The sequence below is a fragment of the Streptomyces sp. NBC_00239 genome (assembly GCF_036194065.1).
Classification (GTDB): domain Bacteria; phylum Actinomycetota; class Actinomycetes; order Streptomycetales; family Streptomycetaceae; genus Streptomyces.
Window position 1 is genome coordinate 3,663,904 of the sequence record NZ_CP108095.1, and the last position, 21,655, is coordinate 3,685,558.

The 21,655-nt window shown below is 70.7% G+C and carries 16 protein-coding genes; 11 read left to right on the forward strand and 5 right to left on the reverse strand.

The annotated features are described in order from the left end of the window. Positions 1 to 214 precede the first annotated feature (214 nt). From OG764_RS16035 to OG764_RS16045, 3 genes are all read left to right on the forward strand, one after another. Positions 215 to 4,333 carry a polymorphic toxin-type HINT domain-containing protein gene (locus OG764_RS16035; protein ID WP_328969091.1) on the forward strand — a complete coding sequence of 1,373 codons (4,119 nt, stop codon included), beginning with the start codon at positions 215 to 217 and terminating at the stop codon, positions 4,331 to 4,333. A gap of 16 nt (positions 4,334 to 4,349) precedes the next feature. After that, positions 4,350 to 4,853: an Imm1 family immunity protein gene (locus OG764_RS16040; protein ID WP_328969092.1), complete on the forward strand. Its 504-nt coding sequence runs from the start codon at positions 4,350 to 4,352 to the stop codon at positions 4,851 to 4,853. Between the two features lie 401 nt (positions 4,854 to 5,254). Next, positions 5,255 to 5,749, forward strand: coding sequence for a GNAT family N-acetyltransferase (locus tag OG764_RS16045; protein WP_328969093.1), 495 nt, complete (start codon positions 5,255 to 5,257; stop codon positions 5,747 to 5,749). Positions 5,750 to 5,830: 81 nt separating this feature from the next. On the opposite strand, the gene OG764_RS16050 is transcribed toward OG764_RS16045, so the two are convergent. Beyond that, entirely contained in the window at positions 5,831 to 7,627 is a 1,797-nt protein-coding gene (locus tag OG764_RS16050; RefSeq protein ID WP_328969094.1) for an NlpC/P60 family protein, read from the reverse strand. A 92-nt stretch (positions 7,628 to 7,719) separates the two neighbouring features. On the opposite strand from OG764_RS16050, the gene OG764_RS16055 reads away from it, so the two are divergent. Together OG764_RS16055 and OG764_RS16060 are read left to right on the forward strand one after the other, a co-directional pair. Then, a complete protein-coding gene (locus OG764_RS16055) occupies positions 7,720 to 8,235 on the forward strand; it encodes a GNAT family N-acetyltransferase (protein WP_328969095.1) in 516 nt (171 codons plus the stop codon). A 337-nt stretch (positions 8,236 to 8,572) separates the two neighbouring features. Continuing rightward, positions 8,573 to 9,319: a Mut7-C RNAse domain-containing protein gene (locus OG764_RS16060; RefSeq protein ID WP_328969096.1), complete on the forward strand. Its 747-nt coding sequence runs from the start codon at positions 8,573 to 8,575 to the stop codon at positions 9,317 to 9,319. Positions 9,320 to 9,362: 43 nt separating this feature from the next. On the opposite strand, the gene OG764_RS16065 is transcribed toward OG764_RS16060, so the two are convergent. Beyond that, positions 9,363 to 9,827 carry a hypothetical protein gene (locus OG764_RS16065; protein ID WP_328969097.1) on the reverse strand — a complete coding sequence of 155 codons (465 nt, stop codon included), beginning with the start codon at positions 9,825 to 9,827 and terminating at the stop codon, positions 9,363 to 9,365. Between the two features lie 138 nt (positions 9,828 to 9,965). Between OG764_RS16065 and OG764_RS16070 the strand changes: the two genes are divergently transcribed. After that, on the forward strand, positions 9,966 to 10,745 hold the full coding sequence (locus tag OG764_RS16070; RefSeq protein WP_328969098.1) for an SDR family NAD(P)-dependent oxidoreductase: 780 nt from the start codon (positions 9,966 to 9,968) through the stop codon (positions 10,743 to 10,745). A gap of 29 nt (positions 10,746 to 10,774) precedes the next feature. Here OG764_RS16070 and OG764_RS16075 read toward each other — a convergent pair whose 3' ends face one another. Then, the gene (locus OG764_RS16075) at positions 10,775 to 11,422 is read right to left on the reverse strand and encodes a polysaccharide deacetylase family protein (RefSeq protein WP_328969099.1); all 648 of its coding nucleotides are present in this window, start codon (positions 11,420 to 11,422) and stop codon (positions 10,775 to 10,777) included. A 188-nt stretch (positions 11,423 to 11,610) separates the two neighbouring features. On the opposite strand from OG764_RS16075, the gene OG764_RS16080 reads away from it, so the two are divergent. Continuing rightward, a complete protein-coding gene (locus OG764_RS16080; protein WP_328969100.1) occupies positions 11,611 to 12,195 on the forward strand; it encodes a Uma2 family endonuclease in 585 nt (194 codons plus the stop codon). Between the two features lie 84 nt (positions 12,196 to 12,279). Here the strand turns inward: OG764_RS16080 and OG764_RS16085 are convergent, their stop codons facing one another. Further along, positions 12,280 to 13,473, reverse strand: coding sequence for an RtcB family protein (locus OG764_RS16085; protein ID WP_328969101.1), 1,194 nt, complete (start codon positions 13,471 to 13,473; stop codon positions 12,280 to 12,282). 170 nt (positions 13,474 to 13,643) lie between these two features. Between OG764_RS16085 and OG764_RS16090 the strand changes: the two genes are divergently transcribed. From OG764_RS16090 to OG764_RS16105, 4 genes are all read left to right on the forward strand, one after another. Beyond that, positions 13,644 to 14,522, forward strand: coding sequence for a DUF3558 domain-containing protein (locus tag OG764_RS16090; protein ID WP_328969102.1), 879 nt, complete (start codon positions 13,644 to 13,646; stop codon positions 14,520 to 14,522). Between the two features lie 111 nt (positions 14,523 to 14,633). After that, positions 14,634 to 15,386: a DUF3558 family protein gene (locus OG764_RS16095; protein WP_328969103.1), complete on the forward strand. Its 753-nt coding sequence runs from the start codon at positions 14,634 to 14,636 to the stop codon at positions 15,384 to 15,386. Positions 15,387 to 15,483: 97 nt separating this feature from the next. Continuing rightward, entirely contained in the window at positions 15,484 to 17,064 is a 1,581-nt protein-coding gene (locus OG764_RS16100) for a DUF2637 domain-containing protein (RefSeq protein ID WP_328973034.1), read from the forward strand. 207 nt (positions 17,065 to 17,271) lie between these two features. Beyond that, positions 17,272 to 19,818: an FG-GAP repeat domain-containing protein gene (locus OG764_RS16105; protein WP_328969104.1), complete on the forward strand. Its 2,547-nt coding sequence runs from the start codon at positions 17,272 to 17,274 to the stop codon at positions 19,816 to 19,818. Between the two features lie 75 nt (positions 19,819 to 19,893). On the opposite strand, the gene lysS is transcribed toward OG764_RS16105, so the two are convergent. Then, the gene (gene lysS / locus OG764_RS16110; protein ID WP_328969105.1) at positions 19,894 to 21,630 is read right to left on the reverse strand and encodes a lysine--tRNA ligase; all 1,737 of its coding nucleotides are present in this window, start codon (positions 21,628 to 21,630) and stop codon (positions 19,894 to 19,896) included. Positions 21,631 to 21,655: the final 25 nt, after the last annotated feature.

The following is a 21,655-nucleotide window of genomic DNA, read 5'->3' on the forward strand; positions in this document are numbered from 1 at the left end:
AGCCGGACCAGCCTCAGGAGGTGGCCCCGACCTGCTTGGTTTCGCTGGGATGGTGTAGTTGTAGGATCACTCGATCTCGGTCCGCGCCTCATGCTTTGACTGACCATCAGCATGCGAATGGGCGTCTCCGCCCTATGCCGGCAGCGCGCTTGACTCAATTTTTCAGCGCTCGGCGGACCGAGTCGTATTCACGACGCAAGGGGGATCCCGCCGTATGAGACGGCGCATATCTTCCCGGCCCCTCGGGTCGGGAGCACACGACAGATTCAAGTTCGGTCGCAATGCCGTTAGCCTGCTGCTGGCCACCGGGCTCTTCTCAGGCCTCCTGGGTGCACCGGCGGCGACGGCGGCCGAGACACCGAACGCACTGGACCCGGACACGCGCAAGCAGATCGTCCAAATTTGGAAGACCGCAGGCGCCGGCTTGAGGGCAGCTGCCGAGAACGCGCTGCTCGGCGGAGACGACGCGATCCGTCAGTTCCTCGACGAGGCCGAGTCCGTCCAGTACGACGACAACCGGATCGACGCGGCCCGCATCGCCTCAACCAGTGGTCCGGCCACGCGGGCAGCGGCCAAGGAGGCCCTGTTCAAGAGCCCGCAGGAGCTCGAAGCCTTCCTCCTGGACGGTTACGAAGAGCCCTTGGATGAGGACCGCAAGGTCGAGATCGCAAGGCTCGCGACCTTGGGAAGCCCCGGTGTCCACGACGCTGCCAAGGCAGCCTTGGAAGGGACCTTCGCTGACCGCGAGGAGTTCTTGGCGACTGGGCAGTACGAGGCGCAGGCCGACGATGATCGGGTGGAGACGGCGCGGCTTGCGACCCTGGGTGGCCCGAACGTGAAGGCTGCCGCCAAGGTGGCGCTTCAGGGGACGCCCGAGGACATCGTCGAGTTCCTGGAGATCGGGCAGTTCACCGCCCGCAATCGCGACCAGGAGCACGCCTCCATCCAGCAGCTGACCGACCAGGCTGCTGCGGCGGGCAAGCAGGCTGAGGATGCCACCAAGAAGGCGCAGGAGGCCTCGAAGAAGGCGATCGAGTCCTCGAACCTGGCCAAGGAAGCTGCGAAGAAGGCCGCTCAGGAGACCCTGGCTGCCAAGAACGATTCCAAGCGGGCAGCCGTGAAGGCGGCTCAGGCCGCGGATGCGGCCCGTGCGGCCGCGCAGGCCGCGCAGGAGGCGATCGGTTCAGCGAACGCCGCCAACCGTGCCGCCCGGCGTGCCGCCTTGGCCGCCGCCCAGACGGCATCGGCTGCCGCGGCCGCATCCGACGCTGCGAACAACGCCTACCAGGCAGCCATCGCCGCGGCCGGCGATGCCGCCAAGGCGGACGTCGCGAACAAGGCCGCAGCAACGGCAGACCAAGCCGCAAAGCTGGCGAAGACCTCGGCCGAGGCTGCCAACATGGCAGGAAAGGCCTCACTGGCCGCCGGTGTCGCAGCGAGGGCCTCCAAGAGCGCCAGCGCCAACGCCCTCGTCGCAGCCGACAATGCCGACGACGCACAGAAGTACGCCGAAGCCGCAGGCCTGCACTCGAGCGAGGCCCGCGCGGCGGCTGCTGAGGCCCGGCGCCACGCCGAAGCGGCCGACCGCGCCGCCGACCGTTCCGCAAGGATGGCTGAACGCTCGGCCGCCCTCGCCTTCCAGGCCAGGGACGCCGCCAACTCCGCCGCCAAGCACGCCACGAACGCTGCGGTCTTCGCGCGGGAAGCTGCCAAGCAAGCGGGCATCACCAGCAAGTACGCAGCAACCGCGAAGAAGAACGCGGACGCTGCCAGGGAGGCCGCAACGGACGCCAAGATCGCGGTCGCCACCGCCTTCAGCGTCCACGCCCTGGCCCGCGAAGCCGAAGCAGACGACCTGCAGACCCGCACCGAAGCCGGCATCGAACGCGCCCGCTCCCTCAAAGCCGCCAGCGAAGCGAGCATCTCCTCCTTGGCAGCCCAGCAGGTCCAGGCTCTTGCCCTCGACGACGCGGCCGCCTCGCTTGCCGCCGAGGCCGGCCGGCCCGATGTCGACGTCAAGGCCACTGCAGCCAAGGGCCGCGAGCTGGCCGTGCAGGCCATGAAGCTTCTCGGCCCCTTCCACCAGGAGGCCGCAGCCCGCGCGCTGTCCGGTACCGACCAGGACGTCCTTGACTACCTGCGCACTCGGTGGAAGCAGGCCAACGAAGATGACATCCGTGCCAAGGTCGTCCACCTCGGTTCACAAAGCCCGTACCCGTCGGTGCGTACCGCCGCCACCGCAGCGCTCAAGGGCACACCTGAGCAGATCAACGGTTTCTACACCACTGGCCAGTACGCCGTCGGCGCCGACGACATGAAGGTCGACGTCGCGCGTCTGACCAACACCGGCGGCACCGGCGTCAAGGAAGCCGCCAAGGCAGCCCTGGCCGACGGCACGGGCAAGGCGCTGGCCACTTTCCTCCAGGTCACCCAGTACGCCGAGCGCCTCACCGACGAACAGGTAGTCGCAGCCCAGCTGACCAGCACCCCCGACAAGCAGCTCACGGAACTCTCCTCCGCCGCGAAGATCGCCCTGGCCGGCCCGCCCCAGCTGCTGCACGAGTTCATCGCCACGGGCCGTCACATGGCCCAGCGCAAGGACAACCTCACCGCCTACCACAACGCTCAGATCAGCGTCCTGCTCGCCGAAGGCAGGGTCATCACGGCCACGGCTGACGGCAACAGCTGGCTCGCCGCGAAGGCGGCCGCCGACGCGGCCAACGCCGACAAGGAAGCCGACGCCGCAGCCAAGAAGGCCCAAGCGTCAGCCGACGAGGCCAAGGGCTACGCCGAAAAGGCGAAGAAGTCCGCCGAAGCCGCCGAGGCAAGCGCCCGGGATGCCGCGAAATCCGCAGCGACTGCCCGCGCCGCAGCCGACCGCGCCGATGCCGACGCCATCGCCGCGGAAAACTCCGCAATCGAAGCACAGTTCTCCGCCGACTACGCGCGCCAGTCCGCAGTCCAGGCCACTGCCTCCGCTGCCCAGGCTCGGACGTCAGCCATCGCCGCAGGCAAGAGCAGCGCCGAAGCCGCCGCTCACGCCAAGAACGCCTGGCAGACCACCCTCGTCAAGCGCGAAAAGGAGCTCGCCGAAGCCCGTCGGCAGGCCGCCGAGCAGCGCGACCAGGAACAGGCACGCTCCAAGAAGCGCGTCTGCGTCCCCCACCCAACTCGGGACACGTTGGCACCGCTCATGCCCTGTCTCGCCTCACCAGACGACTCCATCATCAAGATGCCGGAGATCGACCCCACCATGCGGTCGATCGTGTTCGAACTCGCCGGCATCAACGACATCAAGGAGTGCATCAAGAACCCCACCGGGTTCAACTGCCTGATGGCTGCGGCCGGTGCCCTGCCCGTGGGCAAGCTCAAGATCGTCGGCAAGATCGGCGACGGCATCGAGAGCGTTCTGGGGAACCGGCAGGCCCTCCGCTCCGTCGGTTGCCTCATCGGGGCCGCGGCACACAGCTTCCCCGCGGGCACCAAGGTGCTGATGGCCGATGGCTCCTACCGCCCCATCGAGCAGATCCAGACCGGCGACCTCGTCACCGCCACCGACCCCGTCGACGGCGAAACCGGACCACGCGCGGTCACCCGCACGATCGCTACCCCAGACGACCGCGACTTCACGGACGTCACGCTCACGGACGGATCCGGTCTGACCTCGACCGACCACCACCCGTATTGGGCGGAGAACCGCAAGCGCTGGATCGACGCCGTCGACCTCCGCGTCGGCGACGCCCTACGAACCCCGGTCGGCACCGCGGTACAGGTCGGCGCGACCAGCCACTGGAAGGGCCTCCAGCCCGCCTACGACCTCACGGTCGATGACCTCCACACGTACTACGTCAACACCGGCACGACCGACGTCCTTGTCCACAACACCGACGAAACGTGCCCGATTTGGGTCAAGCAAGCATTCGACAAGCTCCCTGCCTCGCCGGAAGGTTTTCCGACGGAAGGCTACGCTTTCTACCCTGATGGCAAGCCGCTGTGGGATACGACTGTAAAGAGCGGCAAGGGTCCGAACTCGGAAGATGTAAATAGATTCCTACAGGCTTCGGATGACTTCCCGCCCTTCAGGGGATATGCGAGCGTGTCGCATCACGCCGAGGTGAAACTTGCCTGGGAAATGCGAAACAAGGGAGGCTCTGGGGATATGCATATCGTGATCAACAAGAACTATGTCTGCCCGAGGGTCTCTGGAGCGAACGCCGCAGGCTGTCGACAGGCCGTTCCGGCCATCCTCTACGAGGACCAGACCTTGTGGGTACACTACCCGGGCATGGCAAAGGGCATTCCACTCAAGGGCACGGCCAAGCGGAAGCCGTAAGGATGGATGTAGCAGCATGATTGTCCTCGGCACCACGCACATAGGTCCCACATACGCTAGGACTGACGATGAGATCGGCGCCCTCGTCGATCACATTATGAACGACCTGCCCCAAGGATCGACGACTCCAGATGGATTCGCCGTCATGCCTGAAAAGGCCGTGGTGAGTATCGTCAAGGGAAAATATCCTGAGGAGACCGACGAGAGGTGGGCAAGGAATTTTCTGTATGTGAGCGTGAATACCGGGAACGGATACGGGGCACTCAAGTGGTGGACTTCGGACACGCCTGAGGGTGCAGACGATAACCACGTGTCCAGGTTCATCTGGACCTCTGGTAACCCGAACCCTCCGTCGTTTAGTCCCAAGTTGATCTCGGATTCCGGTACGCCCAGCTATTACCCGCCTGAGGCTGCCATTCCCGTGGCGCAGGTCCGCGAAGCCCTTGAAGAGTTCTGCCGGACTCGTACGGGCGATCGGCCCGAAAGTGTCTCCTGGCTTCTGCTTGAGCAGACCGTGTGATGCGCTGGAATGGCTCATAGGGGAGGGTGCTGCACGCCGTACCGGCGTGCAGCACCCTCCTCTCCTATTCGGCCGGTCGCTCATCGGTCTGGATGGTGCCCCGCCCCTCCACAGGAGGGCACATCCAGGGCACATGAGCGCGGGAAGAGGCGCGGACCTGTGAGAACTACCGAGGAGCGTTTTCGCTGGTCAGCACACATTCCACCGGGAAACCCCAGGTCAGGGCCACGGGCCCGTCATTCGCTCCACGAGTGGCAGGACTTCTCCATCCGCCTCCACGAGGCCGGCCACCAGCCGTACTGCCTGGTCTGGCCCTGATCCTTCCCGCCCCCGGCCGCAGGGCATGCTGGTCGGGGGTCGCCGCGCTCGCCGAGCGCGCCCGAGGACGGGACGGCACGCACATGGACACCAGCGCGGGTACGGGCATCCGGCTACGGGACGTCGAGGACGGCGATCTCGACGTCTTCTGGGGAATGTCGAGCGACCCCGAGGCGAACCGGATGGCCGCCTTCACCACCAAGGACCCGTACGACCGGGCCGGCTTCGACGCGCACTGGGCGCGGCTGCGCGCCGACGCGTCGATCGTGCTGCGGACCGTGGTCGACACGGACGGCGAGGTCGTCGGGAACACCGCCGTGCACGGGCCCGCCGAGGAGCGCACGGTGTCGTACGGGATCGTCCGGGCGCACTGGGGCCGCGGGCTGGCCACGGCCGCGCTCGCCGCGCTGCTCGCCGAGGTGACCGAGCGGCCGCTGCACGCGCGGGCGGCCGCCGACAACGCGGGGTCGCTGCGCGTGCTCGACAGGTGCGGGTTCCAGGTCACGGGCCGCGAGACCAACTGGGCGCACGCCCGCGCCGCGGACACCGACGAGTACGTCCTCGTACTGCCCGCCTGATCGGCACCCGGGCGGGTGCGTACGGATGTCCGTACGCACCCGCCCGGCGCATTTCGGCTGTGGAGCGTCGGATGCGGTGCGTCAGATGCGGTGCACGGTGTGCAGCTTGGTGGCGTACGTGCCCGTGCCGTCGAGGGTCGAGGCACCCGCCAGGTCCGACATCGTCGGCCCGTGGCCCGTCTTGCGGCTGGACACGAAGCGGCGCTTGCCCTCGGTGTCCTTGCCCAGGTAGATGCCGACGTGGTCGACGGTGATCGTCGGGTTGTCGTCACCCGAGTCCGCGTTGAAGAGCACCAGGTCGCCGGGCTGCAGCAGGGCCGCGGCGGGCGGGGTGGTGCCGTTCGTCTGGTCGATCCGGACGCCCGGCGCGTAGTCGACCATGTCGCGGGACTTGCGGGGCAGCCGCGTCTTGGAGGTGTCGGAGCCCGCGGCCACCGGCACGCCGTGGTGGTAACCGAACACCATGCGGGTGTAGCCGGAGCAGTCCAGGTTTCCGACCTGCTTGCTCGACGGGCCGGTGTACGTGCCGTCGGGGAAGGTCCAGCCGAGGTTCATGTACTCGTGGAAGTCGGCGCCCTCGTAGCGGTTGCCCTGCGGGTCGAGGTAGCCGTAGCCGGCCCGGCCCAGGACCTGCTTGCCCGCGGCCTTGCCGGTGCCCGCCGTGACGGCGGGGGCGCCCGGCAGGAACATCGCCGCGTACGCGAGCACGTCGGGCGCGGTGGAGCCGGCCCAGGCACGGATCTGCGTCTCCAGCGCCGGGGTCCAGGTCCCGTCGAAGGGCTGGTCCAGGACGCGCACCCAGTCGGTGTGGGTGACGGTCGGCAGGGTCTCCCAGGTCGCGGCGGTGACCTCGAAGCGGCTGACGGTCAGCTTGACCGGCAGGTTGGTGACGCCGTTGTTGGCGAGGGCGCGCAGGCCCACCCGGCCCTTGGCGAAGGTGGTGTCGTCGGCCTCCGCGGACCAGGCGGCCGGCTCGGCCAGGTCGGAGCGCCAGGCCTTGGCCTGGATGTGGGAGCCCTCGCGGCGCACCCGGATCGTCCAGTTGGTGCCCGCGGGCACGCCGGTGGCCAGCGCGACGGTCGGCACCAGCTGCGTGACGGTGTCGGCGACCTCCTTCTCGACGCGCAGCTCGACCGCACCGGCGGTCGTGAAGGACAGCCGGGCCCGGTAGTTGTTGTGGGTGTCCTGGTAGCCGAAGGACAGCGCGTACGAACACGCCTGGCCGGTGGGCACCTTGTCGAACTTGGCCACCGAGCGGACGTCCACGTCCGTGATCTCGCCGTCGCGGAGGCTGGCGTGGCGGCTCGCGAAGTCGGTGGTCAGGCTGATGACACCGGCGCCCGGGGTCACCGAGAAGTCGGTGTCCGCGCCACCGAGGGTGGTCCAGCCACCGCCGGCCGGGGCGGTGCCCCAGTACACCCGGTCCGCCACGGGCAGCGCCAGGTCCGGGAGGGTGCGCTGGAAGTCGTCGGCGAACGGCCGCTTGTTCTCGGTGAACGTCCGCTCGGGGCCGGTCAGCACCACGGTGCGCGCGCCCTGCGTCAGGAGCGCGACCCGCTTGCCGCCGGAGGTGACCTCGGTACGGGCCGGGGTGCCGGACAGCACGTTGGTGCCGAGCGGGCCGAGGGCCACGCCCGCGAACCAGTCGGCGCCGAGGTCGGTGATGGTCACGGCGGAGCGGGGGCTGGTCAGGCCGGCACCCGCGCCCGCGGCAAGAGGCTGTACGGCGAGACCGGCAGGTGCCGCGGGGGCGGCCGCCGGGGCGGCGCTGGCCGGGGCGGCCGAGAGGGAAGCGAGGGGAACGGTGGCCGCGGTCGCGGTCAGCGCGGTGAGCAGGCTGCGCCGGGAGGTACCGGCAGGGCGGGTGTTGTTCGACATGCAGGTCATCATCCGGATGGCCGACGAACCGCTGTCGGGCGGGTGCCGAAAACGCATGTCCCCGCCGGGCCCCGCGGGCTAAGTTGCCCGGTATGGACACACACGTACGACTTGAGCCCTGGGGAGAAGACGATTTCTGGCTCCTGGAGCGCAAGAACACGCCCGAGATGACCGCGCACCTCGGCGGCCCCGAAACCGCCGAGAAGCTGGCCTCCCGGCAGCGCCGGTACGCGGCCATGAGCGCGGGCGCGCCGGAGGCCGGGCGGATGTTCAAGGTCGTACTGGTGGAGACCGGCGAGACGGCCGGCTCGGTCGGATACTGGCCGCGGGTGTGGGACGGCGAGGACGTCTACGAGACCGGCTGGGGCGTGCTGCCCGAATTCCAGGGACGGGGGGTGGCGGTCGCCGCGGCCCGTGCGGTCGTCGCGCACGTGGGCGCGCTGGATGCGGCGCGGGCGGTCCACGCGTTTCCGTCGGTGGACCATGCCGCGTCCAACGCCGTCTGCCGGGCGGCCGGCTTCCGTCTCCTCGGCACCACCGACTTCGAATACCCCCCGGGCCACTGGCACCCCACCCACAACTGGCGCTCCACACCCCCGCCACCCTGACCCCCGGCCCCTCCGGCGCCCGGGTGGCCAACTCCAGCCCCTCCGGCGTTTGAGGAGCGGGTCCGGGCAGGGCCCGGTGCCCGGCGCCAGCCGGGTTGCCTTGGGGCTCCGCCCCAAACCCCGCGCCTCAAACGCCGGCGAGGCTGGAATTGCCGCACGCAGCGCCGACAAGCCCGGGAGTTGCGCACCCGGGGCACCGGCGAGACTGGGATTTGCCGCACGCAGCGCCGACAAGGCTGGAGGTTGCCCGCAAGGGCACCGGCAAGGCCCGGGGGCGTCGGGGGCGGGCGGGGGAAAATGTTCGGGCCGGGTCGGGGAACGGTGGCATGCTGGCCGCGTGAACGCCCGACCGGAAATCCACCTCACCCTCGCCCCCGAGCTACGCCTCTTCGCCGCCCCGGACCGCCGCACCGCCCACGCCCGCACCGTCATCGACGGCACCTCCAGCCTGGGCCACGTCGTCGAATCGGCCGGCGTCCCGCTCACCGAGGTCGGCCGCATGCTCGTCGACGGCCACGAGGTCCCCGTCTCCCACGTGCCCCACGGCGGCGAATCCGTCGAGGTCCTCCCCGTCGCCCGCCCGCAGCACGTCCCCGGCGCCCCGCTCCGGTTCCTCCTCGACGTCCACCTCGGCACCCTCGCCCGCCGGCTCCGCCTCCTCGGCGTGGACGCCGCGTACGAGAGCGAGGACATCGGCGACCCGGCCCTCGCCACCCGCTCGGCCGCCGAGCAGCGCGTACTGCTCTCCCGCGACCGCGGTCTCCTGCGCCGCCGCGAGATCTTCGCCGGCGGGTACGTCTACAGCGACCGCCCCGACGAGCAGCTCCGCGACGTACTCGGCCGGTTCGCCCCCGAGCTGCGCCCGTGGACCCGCTGCACCGCCTGCAACGGCCCGCTCAGCCGGGCCGCCAAGGACACCGTCGTCGACCGCATCGAGGACGGCACCCACCGCTCGTACGACGTCTTCGCCCAGTGCGCCGACTGCGCCCGCGTCTACTGGCGCGGCGCCCACCACGCCCGCCTGGAACGGATCGTCAGCGAAGCCGTCGAGGAGTTCGGCGACACCACGACCCGCACCCGCTGACGCCCAAGCCCCCGCCGCGCGGCGGGCGCAGGGCGCGTACCGCTCAGAACGCGTACGCGTCGCCCGTGTCCAGGGCCAGCACCGCGTGCTGGTTGTCGGCCGGGTTCCCGTCGGTCGCCCCGCCGTTCCAGAGGGTGTCGATCCGTACGACCACCTCCGTGGTCGGCACCTTCAGCGGCAGCACCAGCGCGATGTGGCGCCCCGAACCGCGCACCGGCAGCGCGCCCGTCTCGCACACGATCACCCGCTGAGCGGTCCGCGCACACCCGGCGTCCAGCTCCTGCGCGTCGGCGAGGTCCACCGACAGCGTCAGCCGCACGGTCACGTTCGGCAGCGCGGCCGGCCCGTGGTTCTCCGGCACCAGCCACACCCCCAGCCGGCCGCCCGACAGCGTGAGCCGGCCGTGGTACGCCACGTCCGCCGCCACCCCGTCACCGGCTGCGGACGCGGCCCCCGGCCCGCCCAGCACCGCCGCCGCGGCAGCAGCCGCCATCAGCCTCTTCCACATGGCCGCACCGTACGCACGCACATGATCCGCTCATCGGATCACCACCCGATCGAGGACGAGCCGCTCCCCCGTACGCCCGCCTATCCTGGCCGTACCGAACGCACATCCGCCCCGCCGCGCACCCGCCGAGGAGCCCCCATGAGCAGCGCCACCGCCCCCGCCCGTACCGCCGTCGTCACCGGGGCGAGCAGCGGAATCGGCGCCGCGACCGCCCGGCAGCTCGCCGCCGCCGGCTACCACGTGGTCCTGACCGCCCGCCGCAAGGACCGCATCGAGGCCCTCGCCGAGGAGCTCACCGCGGCCGGCCACAGCGCCTCCGCGCACGCCGTCGACGTCACCGACCGGGCCGCCGTCGACGCCCTCGCCGCCTCCCTCGACCGCTTCCCCACCCTCACCGTGCTCGTCAACAACGCCGGCGGCGCGCTGGGCGCCGACCCCGTCGCCACCGGCGACCCCGCCGACTGGCGCACCATGTACGAGGTCAACGTCCTCGGCACCCTGCACATGACCCAGGCCCTGCTGCCCGCCCTCGTCGCGAGCGGCGACGGCACCGTCGTGGTCGTCTCCTCCACCGCCGGCCACTCCGCCTACGAGGGCGGCGCCGGCTACGTCGCCGCCAAGAACGGCGCCCGCGTCCTCGCCGAGACCCTCCGCCTGGAGATCGTCGGCCAGCCCGTCCGCGTCATCGAGATCGCCCCCGGCATGGTCAAGACCGAGGAGTTCGCGAAGACCCGCTTCCGCGGCGACACGGAGAAGGCCGGCAAGGTCTACGCGGGAGTGGCCGAGCCGCTCACGGCCGACGACGTCGCCGACACCGTCACCTGGGCCGTCACCCGGCCCTCCCACGTCAACATCGACCTGCTGGTGGTCCGCCCGCGCGCCCAGGCCTCCAACACCAAGGTCCACCGCGAGCTGTAGGACCCGTACGGGCGGCCGGCCGGCCGAACTCAGACGAGTCCGGCCGCCTTCAGGTGCGGCATCAGGGCCGCGGGCTTCAGGCCCGCGGCCTTCGCCGCGTCCAGGGCCCGCTTCAGGTCGGCGCCCAGCGTCGGAGTGAAGTGCAGCAGCACGATGTCGCCGGCCCGCAGCCGCGGGGTCGCGGGCGGCGCGTCGCCCCACGTCGTGAAGTCGTGCGTCCAGGTGACGAGCGCCTTCACCCCGCAGGCCTTGGCGGCCAGCCGGACGTCGTCGTTGACGGCCCCGTACGGCGGCCGCAGCAGCTTGGGCGTCCGCTCGAAGACGGCCGCCAGCCGCTCCCCGGCCCCGCACACCTCGGCGTCCTTGCCGGCCGCGTCGAGCGTGGTCAGGTCGGGGTGGTTGACGGTGTGGTTCTCCACCGTGGCCCGGCCGTCGTGGACGAGGTCGGTGAAGTACGAGGTGTCGTACGCGGTCGCCCCCGGCAGCAGGAAGAGCGACGCCGGCACCCGCTTGTCGACGAGCGTCCGGGCCGCCTCGGGGTCGTGGAACCAGCCGTCGTCGATCGTGATGAACACGACCTTCTCCGACGTCGGCACCTGCGCCACGACGGGCGGCAGCCCGACCCCCGCCGAGGCGGACCCAGCCGCCCCGAACGCCAACGAAAGTGACGCGAGCATGCCAATCACAACGCGAGATCTCCACATGCCGCACACCTTGGTCTAGACCAACTTCACCCGTCAACCCCCGTGCACGGCCCGCCAATTGACGGGCCGCCCGCCCCACGACCCCATATGGGTGAATGAGTGCGGAATGCCACCCGGCCCCGCTACGCTCCGGAAGCGTGAGCCCTCATAGGGAGGGAGCCATGGCCGTGATGCAGCACGAGACCACGATCGCGGAGGCCGCCGATCGTCTCTCCAGGGAGCTTCCCGGACATCGCGTGGAGATTCTCCAGGGGAGGCTCACTGCGACACCACCGGCCGACGGCGAGCATGCACTGTCGCTCACGTGGCTGACTGAGCGCTTCTACGACGCCGGCGCGAAAAAGGCCGGCCTGCGCTACGTCCAGAACATCGGGATCTGGCTGCCCACCGGCGAGGACGACTTCGCAGTTCCGGACTTCTCGCTCGTCACCGCGGACTTCCTGGACCACAAGGTCGTGAAGAACTGCTACGCAGCAGACGTCTTCCGCATGGTTTTGGAAGTCACCTCGTCGAACTGGTCGGACGACATCGGCGTCAAGGTGGTGAGCTACGCGAAGGCCGACGTCCCCGTCTACATCATCGCCGACCGCCACCACGACGAGGCCGTCCTCTGCTGCGACCCCCGCAACGGCACGTACCGCGTCCGCAGGACTTACAAGCGAGGCACCTCGATCACCGTCCCCGAGTACCTCGGAGTATCACTGGAGCTCCCGGTGGACCTCCTCCTCGATGGGGACGCCGACTGACACACCCCACACGCACGGAGGAGCCCGGACCGTATCGGTCCGGGCTCCTCCGTCCCCCCGACGACCCCGCACGCGGGGCGCGGCTCAGCCCTTCACGCAGATGAGCTGCTTGAGCTTGGCGACGACCTCGACCAGGTCGGTCTGCTGGTCGATGACCTGCTCGATGGACTTGTAGGCGCCCGGGATCTCGTCCACCACGCCCGAGTCCTTGCGGCACTCGACGCCCTGCGTCTGGGCTTCCAGGTCGCGCGTGGAGAAGTTCCGCTTGGCGGCCGCCCGGCTCATCTTGCGGCCGGCGCCGTGCGAGGCCGAGTTGAAGGACTTCTCGTTGCCGAGACCCTTCACGATGTACGAACCCGTGCCCATGGAGCCCGGGATGATCCCGTACTCCCCACTCCCCGCCCGGATCGCGCCCTTGCGGGTGACCAGCAGGTCCATGCCGTCGTACCGCTCCTCCGCCACGTAGTTGTGGTGGCAGCTGATCTCCGGCTCGAACTGCACCTTCGCCTTCCGGAACTCCTTCCGGACGACCTCCTTGAACAGGGCCATCATGATCGCCCGGTTGTACTGGGCGTACTCCTGCGCCCAGAAGAGGTCGTTGCGGTACGCCGCCATCTGCGGGGTCTGCGCGATGAAGACGGCGAGGTCACGGTCGACCAGCCCCTGGTTGTGCGGGAGCTTCTGCGCGACCCCGATGTGGTGGTCGGCCAGCTCCTTGCCGATGTTCCGGGACCCGGAGTGCAGCATCAGCCACACGGAACCGGACGAGTCCGTACAGAATTCAACAAAATGATTGCCGCCACCGAGCGTTCCGATCTGCTTCGCGGCCCGGTCCCGCCGGAACTTCACCTCGTCCGCGATGTAGTCGAACCGCTCCCACAACCCGCCCCAGCCCGCCGTCGGGAAGGCGTACAGCCGCGCCGGATCCACCGGGTCGCGATGCAGGCCCGCGCCCACCGGAATGGCCTGCTCGATCTTCGAGCGGAGGCGGGACAGGTCCCCCGGCAGGTCGTTCGCCGTCAGGGAGGTCTTGACCGCCGTCATGCCGCAGCCGATGTCGACGCCGACCGCCGCCGGGCAGACCGCGTCCTTCATGGCGATGACCGAGCCGACCGTCGCGCCCTTGCCGTAGTGGACGTCCGGCATGACGGCCAGGCCCTTGATCCACGGGAGGGTCGCGGTGTTGTGCAGCTGACGCATGGCGCCGTCGTCCACCGTGGACGGATCCGTCCACATCCGGATCGGGACTTCCGCCCCCGGTACCTCTACATACGACATAACTAACCCATTCCCCCGGAATCAGATCAAAAGCCTTGAAACGCAAAAGCCTCGCTCTTGGGGCCGAAAGAGACATCGGACCGGCGTCAGCAGCAGTGCGTGCGATAGACATTGTGTCCGGCCACCGCCCAGGCGGGGCAAACGGTTTTCGGGTCGAAGGAGCGTGCAGCGTGCAGCGGAAGGCAGTCGTCCTGCCGGGCATCGCGGTGGTGCTCGCGGCCCTCGTGACCGGTTGCAGTGCCGGTTCCGGGGCCGACGGGCAGCAGACCGACAACAAGGCCGGCGGCACCGCCGCCGTCGCGCCGCCCGGCAAGTACCGCAGCCTCCCCGAGCCCTGCCGTTCCGTCGGCTCCAAGCGGCTGAAGGAGATGCTCCCGGCGTCCCCGGCCCTCACCACCGAGCAGGTCGAGCAGCTGTACGCGGGCAAGGCGGACCCGTCGTACGACGCGGACCGGCGGGTCGGCTGCCGGTGGAAGTCGGAGACCTCCGACGCGACCCGGCTGCTGTACGTCGGCTACGAGCGGGTGGTCTCGTACGACTCGGCGGTCAGCGACGACGACCGGGCGCGGGAGGTGTACGAGCGCCAGCTGGAAGCCGCTCACCTGCCGGTCGCCGCGGCGACGACCCCGCCCGCGACGGGCGCTTCGGGGGCTCCCTCGTCGGGCGCGGCGTCCGCCCCGACCGCTGCGACGACATCGGCTTCGGGCGCCCCGGCCTCCGGCGCCCCGGCTTCGGGCGCGCCCGGCAGCGGGGCCGCCGGCACCCCCGGCGGCTCCCCGTCCTCTTCCACGGGTCCGGGCGCGCCCCCGCTCGGCTCGCGCCGTCTCGACAACCTCGCCGACTCCGCCTTCCTGGAGGACAAGCTCGGCGCGGCCGGTCCGACGGCTCAGGCGCGGACCGTCCGTATCGTGTTCCGCACATCCAATGTGATCGTCACCGTCGAGTACACCGTGCAGCCGACGCAGCGCGGGGTGACCCCGGACAGCGAGGAAACGCAGGTCAGCGCACAGGAGTTGGCGGCCGGGCTGGCCGAGGAGTTCGAGGACTGACAGGGGTCGGGCGCGGGCCCGCGAGGGTCCGCGCGTGACGTCTCGCACAGCAGTGCACCACTCGTCCGGGCTACCGTTGCACGGTCCCGCCGACGACCGACAGAAGGAACCATGCACCGTTCAGCCTCGCGCCTCACCCGCGTTCTCGCCTGCGCAGCCGTCCCGGTGATCCTTGTCGCCACCGGCTGCTCCTCCGACTCCGGCAGCGATTCCGGTTCGGGTTCGGGTTCGTCCTCGGGCGGCGGTACGTCCAAGGATTCCTCGGCGGCGTCGCAGACGCCGACCCCGAAGCCGACGCCGACCCTGGAGAAGGCGGCGTTCGCCAAGCTGCCCGAGCCCTGCAAGGTCGTCACGCAGAAGACGATCGAGAAGCTGGTCGCGGAGGCGAAGGACGAGGACGGTACGGCGGCCAAGTCGAACGACCTGTCCAGCCGTGCCACCTGTTCCTGGAACGGTCTCGACGAGAACGGTCTGAAGGGCTCGGACTACCGCTGGCTGGCGGTCTCGCTGGCCCGCTACGACTCGCACGAGTCCCTGGGCAGCGGCAACAAGCGCGCCGAGGAGCAGTACACGAAGCAGGTCGACGCGGCGAAGGCCACGCAGGGTGCGAAGAACCTGAAGGTCGCGCCCGCGGCGGGGATCGGCAACCAGGCGACGACGCTGACGTACGGCGTGAAGAAGGACGTGGAGTTCTTCAACCAGACGGTCGTGGCCCGTACCGAGAACGTGGTGATCACGCTCGACTACAACGGCGCCGCGTACGAGGGTGCGAAGGCTCCGGACGTGGCCGAGTTGCTCGCGGACGCGATCGCCGCGGCCAAGGAGTCGGTGGCCGCGATCGCGGCCGCCAACAAGACGGCCTAGCCGGGAAGTAGTCCCCGCACGGCACACCTCTGGCGGGCATGTGCCAGGCTGTGCCCGCCAGAGCTGGATAAGTGGGAGGGGATCGCGGGTGGCCGCGATGCAGCTGACGCGTACGCACCGGATACTCATCGGCGTCGTGGTGGCCGGTGCGGTGGTGATCGCGGCCATCGGTTTCGCCGGGTCGTACTCCGCCGTGCGGGCGCTCGCGTTGAAGAAGGGCTTCGGGGACTTCTCGCTGGTCTTCCCGATCGGCATCGACGCGGGCATCTGCGTGCTGCTCGCGCTGGACCTGCTGCTGACGTGGATCCGGATCCCGTTCCCGCTGCTGCGTCAGACGGCGTGGCTGCTGACGGCCGCGACGATCGCGTTCAACGGTGCGGCGGCCTGGCCGGACCCGCTGGGCGTGGGCATGCACGCGGTGATCCCGGTGCTGTTCGTGGTCACGGTGGAGGCGGCCCGGCACGCGGTGGGCCGGATCGCGGACATCACCGCGGACCGGCACATGGAGGGCGTCCGCATCACCCGCTGGCTGCTCTCCCCGATCCCCACGTTCAAGCTGTGGCGGCGGATGAAGCTGTGGGAGCTGCGTTCGTACGAGCAGGCGGTCGGCATGGAGCAGGACCGGCTGATCTACCAGGCACGCCTTCAGGCCCGGTACGGGCGGGCGTGGCGGCGGAAGGCACCGGTGGAGGCGCTGATGCCGCTGCGGCTGGCGCGGATCGGTGTGCCGCTGGCGCAGACCGGGCCTTCGGGTCTGGCGGCGGCCGGCATCGAACCGCTGCTGCTGCCCCCGGCCGTGCCGGCGGGATCCGAGGCGCCCGCACTGGCGGCGGCCGCGGCGGAGTCCCCGGCCCGGCAGGCCCCGCAGTCCCAGCAGGCCCCGCAGGCTCTTGCGCAGGCCGGTGACCACGCGCAGGGCGCGGCCGGGCCCGAGTCCCACCAGCAGGCCCAGGCTCAGTCCGCGGCCCAGGATCACGGCGCGGCGGGCTTCCCGGCCCCCGAGGCCGCGCACGGCCACCCGCAGCCCCAGGGTCAGATCCAGGCCCCGGCCCAGCCCCAACCGCAGGCCCAGGCCCAGGGCTCGCCCCTGGCCCAGCCCCAGCAGGCGGGCGCCCACCCGTTCCAGCAGCTGCCGCCGCAGGGTCAGCAGCCGCAGCAGACCGGTCTCCAGGCCATGGCGTCCGCGCCCGTAGCCGCCGAGCCGGCGCCCGAGCCGCTCGCGCCGACGGAGATGCCCGGCCCGCACCCGAGTTCCTGGTTCGCGGCGCACGCGGATCCGCAGGTCACCCGTGAGGCGGCGTACGCACCGCAGTTCGTCGAGGGCCTGGAGCCGACCCCGGTGATGGCGCCGGCCGGTCCGGAGGACCCGCAGCAGCCGGACATCCCGTACGCCGCAGCGCCGGCCGCGCAGCCCGCACAGACCGAGCTGCCCATACCGGGGCAGCGTACGGACGAGGGCGACCTCCTGGACGAGGCGAGCTTCTTCGAGGCGGCGTACGCGGTGTTCCGCTCGTACGTGGAGGAGCGCAACAGCTTCCCGAACGCCGAGCAGCTGGACATATACCTGGCCGACCTGCACGGCATCCACCACCCGCGCAGCGGTTCCCTGCTGCGGTCGATGCTCCCGGCGCTGAAGCAGCGCCACCAGACGGAGCTGGAAGCCGAGCACATCGCGTAACCGCGGGCGCGCGCCCGCGGCGCGCCCCACGCCTGCGCCCTCTCCGCGCCCGAACACGCCCCAAATGGAACGCTCTTGCCTTTCCGGGCGCATGCGTTCGATCATCTCGGGAGTCACAGGAGCGCCGGGGGGAGCCGCGTGACGTCCGCCTCCCCGTGCTGCTGTCGTCGGGGGGCACGGTGCCCTCCGAGAAGGGGGATCTCCAGCATGGGCAGAACAGCCCGCCCGCAGCGCCGCCACCACCGTGGGGCAGCCGCGTTCGTCACCGCCTCGCTCGTCCTCGGCGCCGCCGCCGTGCTCCCGGCGGGCACGGCCCACGCCGCCGCCGCGCCGGCCCCGTGGTCGGGCGTGAAGAGCCTGTCCTCCGCGAACTCCGTGATGCGCGAGCTCGTGGTCGCGACCTCGGGCATCGCGGTCACCGCGTGGGACGAGTACGACGCCACCGCCGGGCTGTACCGCCTGTACGTGGCCGCCCGGCCCGCCGACAGCGACACCTGGGGCCCGCGCACGGAGCTGGGCACCTCCAAGATCACCGGGCGCGAGGTCAAGCTGCTGGCGCGCGCGGACGGATCCGTGCTCGCGCTGTGGACGGAGCGCCCCAACCAGCCGTCCGAGTACACCGGCACCAAGGAGACCCTGGTCCGGACCGCCACGCTGCCCGCAGGTGCCACCACCGGCTGGTCCGCGCCCTACGACCTGATCGGCCCGCAGCACGCGGGCGTGCAGATCTCCTCCGTGGACCTGGTCGAGGGCCCGGGCGGCCGGCTCGGCGCGACCTGGCTGTCGATCCCGACGATCCAGACGATGCGGGCCGAGGTCGTCGCCACCACCCGCGGCACCGACGGCACCTGGACGCCGGCGGGCGTGGTCAGCAACATCGCGCAGTACCCGGGCGCGGTCGCGTCCGCTCCGCAGATCACGCTGGACGCGAACGGCGGCGCGGTGGTCGCGTACACCATGAACGAGTCGGCGAACGCGACCGTCATGACGAACAGCCGGGCCGCGGAGACCGGTGCGTGGGGGACGCCGGCCCGCTTCACCACGCCCTCGACCGGCACCCGTGAGCCCACCCTGGCCACGGACCCCTTCGGCTGGACGTACATGGTGTGGAGGGACGCCGCGGGCACCTTCCAGATGACGCACCGCAGCTCGGCGGGGGCCGACTGGTCGCAGCCGCAGACGGTCGTCTCCGGGGTCGGCGACCCGCTGAAGACCCCGGAGCCGCTGCTCGCGCCCGACGGTGACATCAGCCTGGTGTGGTTCGACCGGAGTTCCGCCAACCGCGGCGTCCGCGCGGCGAGCTTCGAGTCGAGCAACGGCACGTGGGGCGGTCCGCAGAACCTGAACACCGCGTTCCCCAACCAGCAGATCGACGTGTCGATGGCCCGGGACGGCTCGGTCCACGTGGTGTGGCCGCAGTCCAGTCCCAGCTCGTCGATCACCGAGCTGTTGCACGCCGTGCGCGGCGGCAGCTCGTGGTCGGCCGCCAAGGAGCTCCCGGCCATCGGCAGCGGCGGCGACGGCGACGCCCTGCACGGTGAGATCGCCGCCGTGACCGCCGACAAGGTCACCGCCGTGTGGGACCCCCGGCACGCGGGCCAGTCCACGCGGGTCATCGTCGCGGCCCGCACCGCCTGGCCGAAGCTGGCCGTGGAGTACTCCCTCGTCCAGCCGACGGCGGACCTCAAGGGCTCCACGAGCACCAGCCTGGTGTGGCAGCCCACCTGGACGATGAACACCCCCGTCTCCTCGTGGACCCTGACCCTCACCGACCCGGCGGGCAAGACCCTGCGCACCCTGACCGGCGCGGCGGGCACCACCACCATCGCCGCGGCCTGGAACGGCCGTACGTCCTCGGGCACCCTGGCGCCCAACGGCCGGCACACCTGGACCCTGAAGGCCGTCCACGCCGGTTCGGGCGTCTCGTCCACCGTGGCGACCGGCCCCCTGTCGGTGACCGGCGGCGCGGCCGTCTTCCGTGACTTCGGCGGCCACAACGACGTCCCGGACGGCCTGGGCGACATCCTCACGCTGACGTCGACGGGCAAGCTCGAGTACCTGTACGGCCAGCTGCCCAAGGGCGATTTCGAGGTGGGCAAGTCCGGTACGGGCTGGTCCTCTTCCATCAAGGTCGTGCCGTTCGGGGACCTGACCGGGGACCGCTGCAACGACCTGCTGGTGCGTACGGGCGAGAGCCTGCGGCTGTACAAGCCGGCCTGCGGGGCGGCTCCGACGACGAACACGGCGTACACCGTGCTCGGCACCGCCGGGTGGGGGCAGTACGACGTGATGACGGCGGTCGGCGACGTCACCAAGGACGGCCGGCCGGACATGCTCGCCCGGACCGCAGCCACCGGCGCCGTGTACCTGTACAAGGGCACCGCCGAGGGCAAGCTGGCCGCCCGGGTGAAGCTGTTCGCGGACTGGCGCGGCTACAAGAAGGTCATCGGCACCGGCGACCTCAACGGCGACGGCGTGGGCGACCTGATCGCGCAGGACAAGTCGAACGAGCTGTGGCGCCTGGACGGCACCGGCGCGGGCACGTTCAAGACCCGGGTCAAGCTCGCCGACGACTGGGGTTCCTCGTACAACCTGCTGCTGGGCCCCGGCGACCTGAACGGCGACGGCAAGGCCGACATGCTCGCCCGCGACACGGCCGGGAACCTCTACCGGTACCTCGGCACGGGCAAGGGCACCTTCGCCGCCCGCACGAAGGCGATGATCGGCCTCAACGCGTACAAGGCGCTGTTCTAGAGACCGGCGCCCGAAGAGGGAGGGCCGCCGCCCCGGATCGGTCCGGGGCGGCGGCCCTCCTTCGCTTCGGGCGCGTCAGACCGCGAGCAGCTTGCGCACCCGGTCGGCGCCGACCGCCAGCAGCAGCGTGGGCAGCCGCGGGCCGGTCTCACGGCTGACGAGCAGCGTGTACAGCAGGGCGAAGAACGTCCGCTGCGCGACCTTGAGTTCGGGCGTCGGCTTGGCCTCGGGCTCCAGGCCGGCCATCACCTTCGGCACGCCGTAGACGAGCGTGGTGAGGCCGTCGAGGGACCAGTGCGAGTCCAGGCCCTCCAGGAGCAGGCGCAGCGATTCGCGGCCCTGCTCGTCGAGGGAGCCGAGGAGTTCGGTGTCGGGCTCCTCGCGGACCAGGGTGCGCTGGTCGGCCGGGACCTGGGTGGTGATCCAGTTCTCGGCGCGGTCCAGGCGGGGGCGGACCTCGTCGAGGGAGCCGATCGGCTGCGACGGGTCGAGGTCGGTCAGGATGCGCAGGGTCTGCTCGTCGTGGCCGGCGGTGATGTCGACGACCGAGGCGAGCGTCCGGTACGGGAGCGGGCGCGGGGTGCGCGGGAGCTCGCCGGAGGCGGTGCGGGCGGCACGCGAGTGGGCGGCGGCGTCGGCGGGCAGCGCGGTGCCGTCGGCGACCTTGGCCTCCAGCTTGTCCCACTCGTCGTAGAGGCGCTGGATCTCCTGGTCGAAGGCGATCTTGAAGGACTGGTTGGGGCGGCGGCGGGCGTACAGCCAGCGCAGCAGCTGCGGCTCCATGATCTTCAGCGCGTCGGCCGGGGTGGGGACCCCGCCCTTGCTGGAGGACATCTTGGCCATGCCGCTGATGCCGACGAACGCGTACATCGGTCCGATCGGCTGCTCGCCGCCGAAGATGTGCACGATCTGGCCGCCGACCTGGAAGGACGAGCCGGGCGAGGAGTGGTCGACGCCGGAGGGCTCGAAGATCACGCCTTCGTAGGCCCAGCGCATCGGCCAGTCGACCTTCCAGACGAGCTTGCCGCGGTTGAACTCGCTGAGCTTGACCGTCTCGGTGTACTCGTCCTCGGTGCAGACGTAGGTCATCTCGGTGGTCTCGTCGTTGTACGACGTGACCGTGGTGAAGTCCTTGTTGCAGGCGCCGCAGTACGGCTTGTACGGGAAGTAGCCCGACTCGCTGCTGCTGCCGTCGTCCTCGGCGGCGGCGCCGGAGCCCTCGGCGGCTTCCAGCTCGGCCTCGTCGACGGGCTTCTGCGACTGCTTCTTGCCGCCCGGCTTCTGCTTGGTCCGGTACTGGTCGAGGACCGCGTCGATGTCACCGCGGTGCTTCATCGCGAAGATGATCTGCTCGCGGTAGGCGCCTGAGGTGTACTGCTCGGTCTGGCTGATGCCGTCGAACTCGACGCCCAGCTCGGCGAGCGACTCGACCATGGCGGCCTTGAAGTGCTCGGCCCAGGTCGGGTACGGGGAGCCGGGGGGCGCGGGGACGGCCGTCAGCGGGCGGCCGATGTGCTGCGCCCAGCTCTCGTCGACGCCGGCGATGCCCGCCGGGACCTTGCGGTAGCGGTCGTAGTCGTCCCACGAGATCACGTGGCGGACCTCGTACCCGCGGCGGCGGACCTCGTCGGCGACCAGGTGCGGGGTCATGACCTCGCGGAGGTTGCCGAGGTGGATCGGGCCGGAGGGGGAGAGGCCGGACGCGACGACGACAGGTTTGCCCGGCGCACGCCGCTCCGCCTCGGCGATGACCTCGTCCGCGAAACGGGAGACCCAGTCGGTCTCGGTGCTGCTCTGGGCGCTCTGAGCCACGTCACGTCCTTCTGCTCGAATGCTG

Coding starts and splice junctions, on each gene's coding strand:
- OG764_RS16100 (WP_328973034.1), top strand. CDS start 15,484: ATGCAGCTGACGCGTACGCACCGGATACTCATCGGCGTCGTGGTGGCC.
- OG764_RS16075 (WP_328969099.1), bottom strand. CDS start 11,422: ATGCTCGCGTCACTTTCGTTGGCGTTCGGGGCGGCTGGGTCCGCCTCG.
- OG764_RS16045 (WP_328969093.1), top strand. CDS start 5,255: ATGGACACCAGCGCGGGTACGGGCATCCGGCTACGGGACGTCGAGGAC.
- OG764_RS16080 (WP_328969100.1), top strand. CDS start 11,611: ATGGCCGTGATGCAGCACGAGACCACGATCGCGGAGGCCGCCGATCGT.
- OG764_RS16050 (WP_328969094.1), bottom strand. CDS start 7,627: ATGTCGAACAACACCCGCCCTGCCGGTACCTCCCGGCGCAGCCTGCTC.
- OG764_RS16105 (WP_328969104.1), top strand. CDS start 17,272: ATGGGCAGAACAGCCCGCCCGCAGCGCCGCCACCACCGTGGGGCAGCC.
- OG764_RS16035 (WP_328969091.1), top strand. CDS start 215: ATGAGACGGCGCATATCTTCCCGGCCCCTCGGGTCGGGAGCACACGAC.
- OG764_RS16085 (WP_328969101.1), bottom strand. CDS start 13,473: ATGTCGTATGTAGAGGTACCGGGGGCGGAAGTCCCGATCCGGATGTGG.
- OG764_RS16055 (WP_328969095.1), top strand. CDS start 7,720: ATGGACACACACGTACGACTTGAGCCCTGGGGAGAAGACGATTTCTGG.
- OG764_RS16065 (WP_328969097.1), bottom strand. CDS start 9,827: ATGTGGAAGAGGCTGATGGCGGCTGCTGCCGCGGCGGCGGTGCTGGGC.
- OG764_RS16040 (WP_328969092.1), top strand. CDS start 4,350: ATGATTGTCCTCGGCACCACGCACATAGGTCCCACATACGCTAGGACT.
- OG764_RS16070 (WP_328969098.1), top strand. CDS start 9,966: ATGAGCAGCGCCACCGCCCCCGCCCGTACCGCCGTCGTCACCGGGGCG.
- OG764_RS16095 (WP_328969103.1), top strand. CDS start 14,634: ATGCACCGTTCAGCCTCGCGCCTCACCCGCGTTCTCGCCTGCGCAGCC.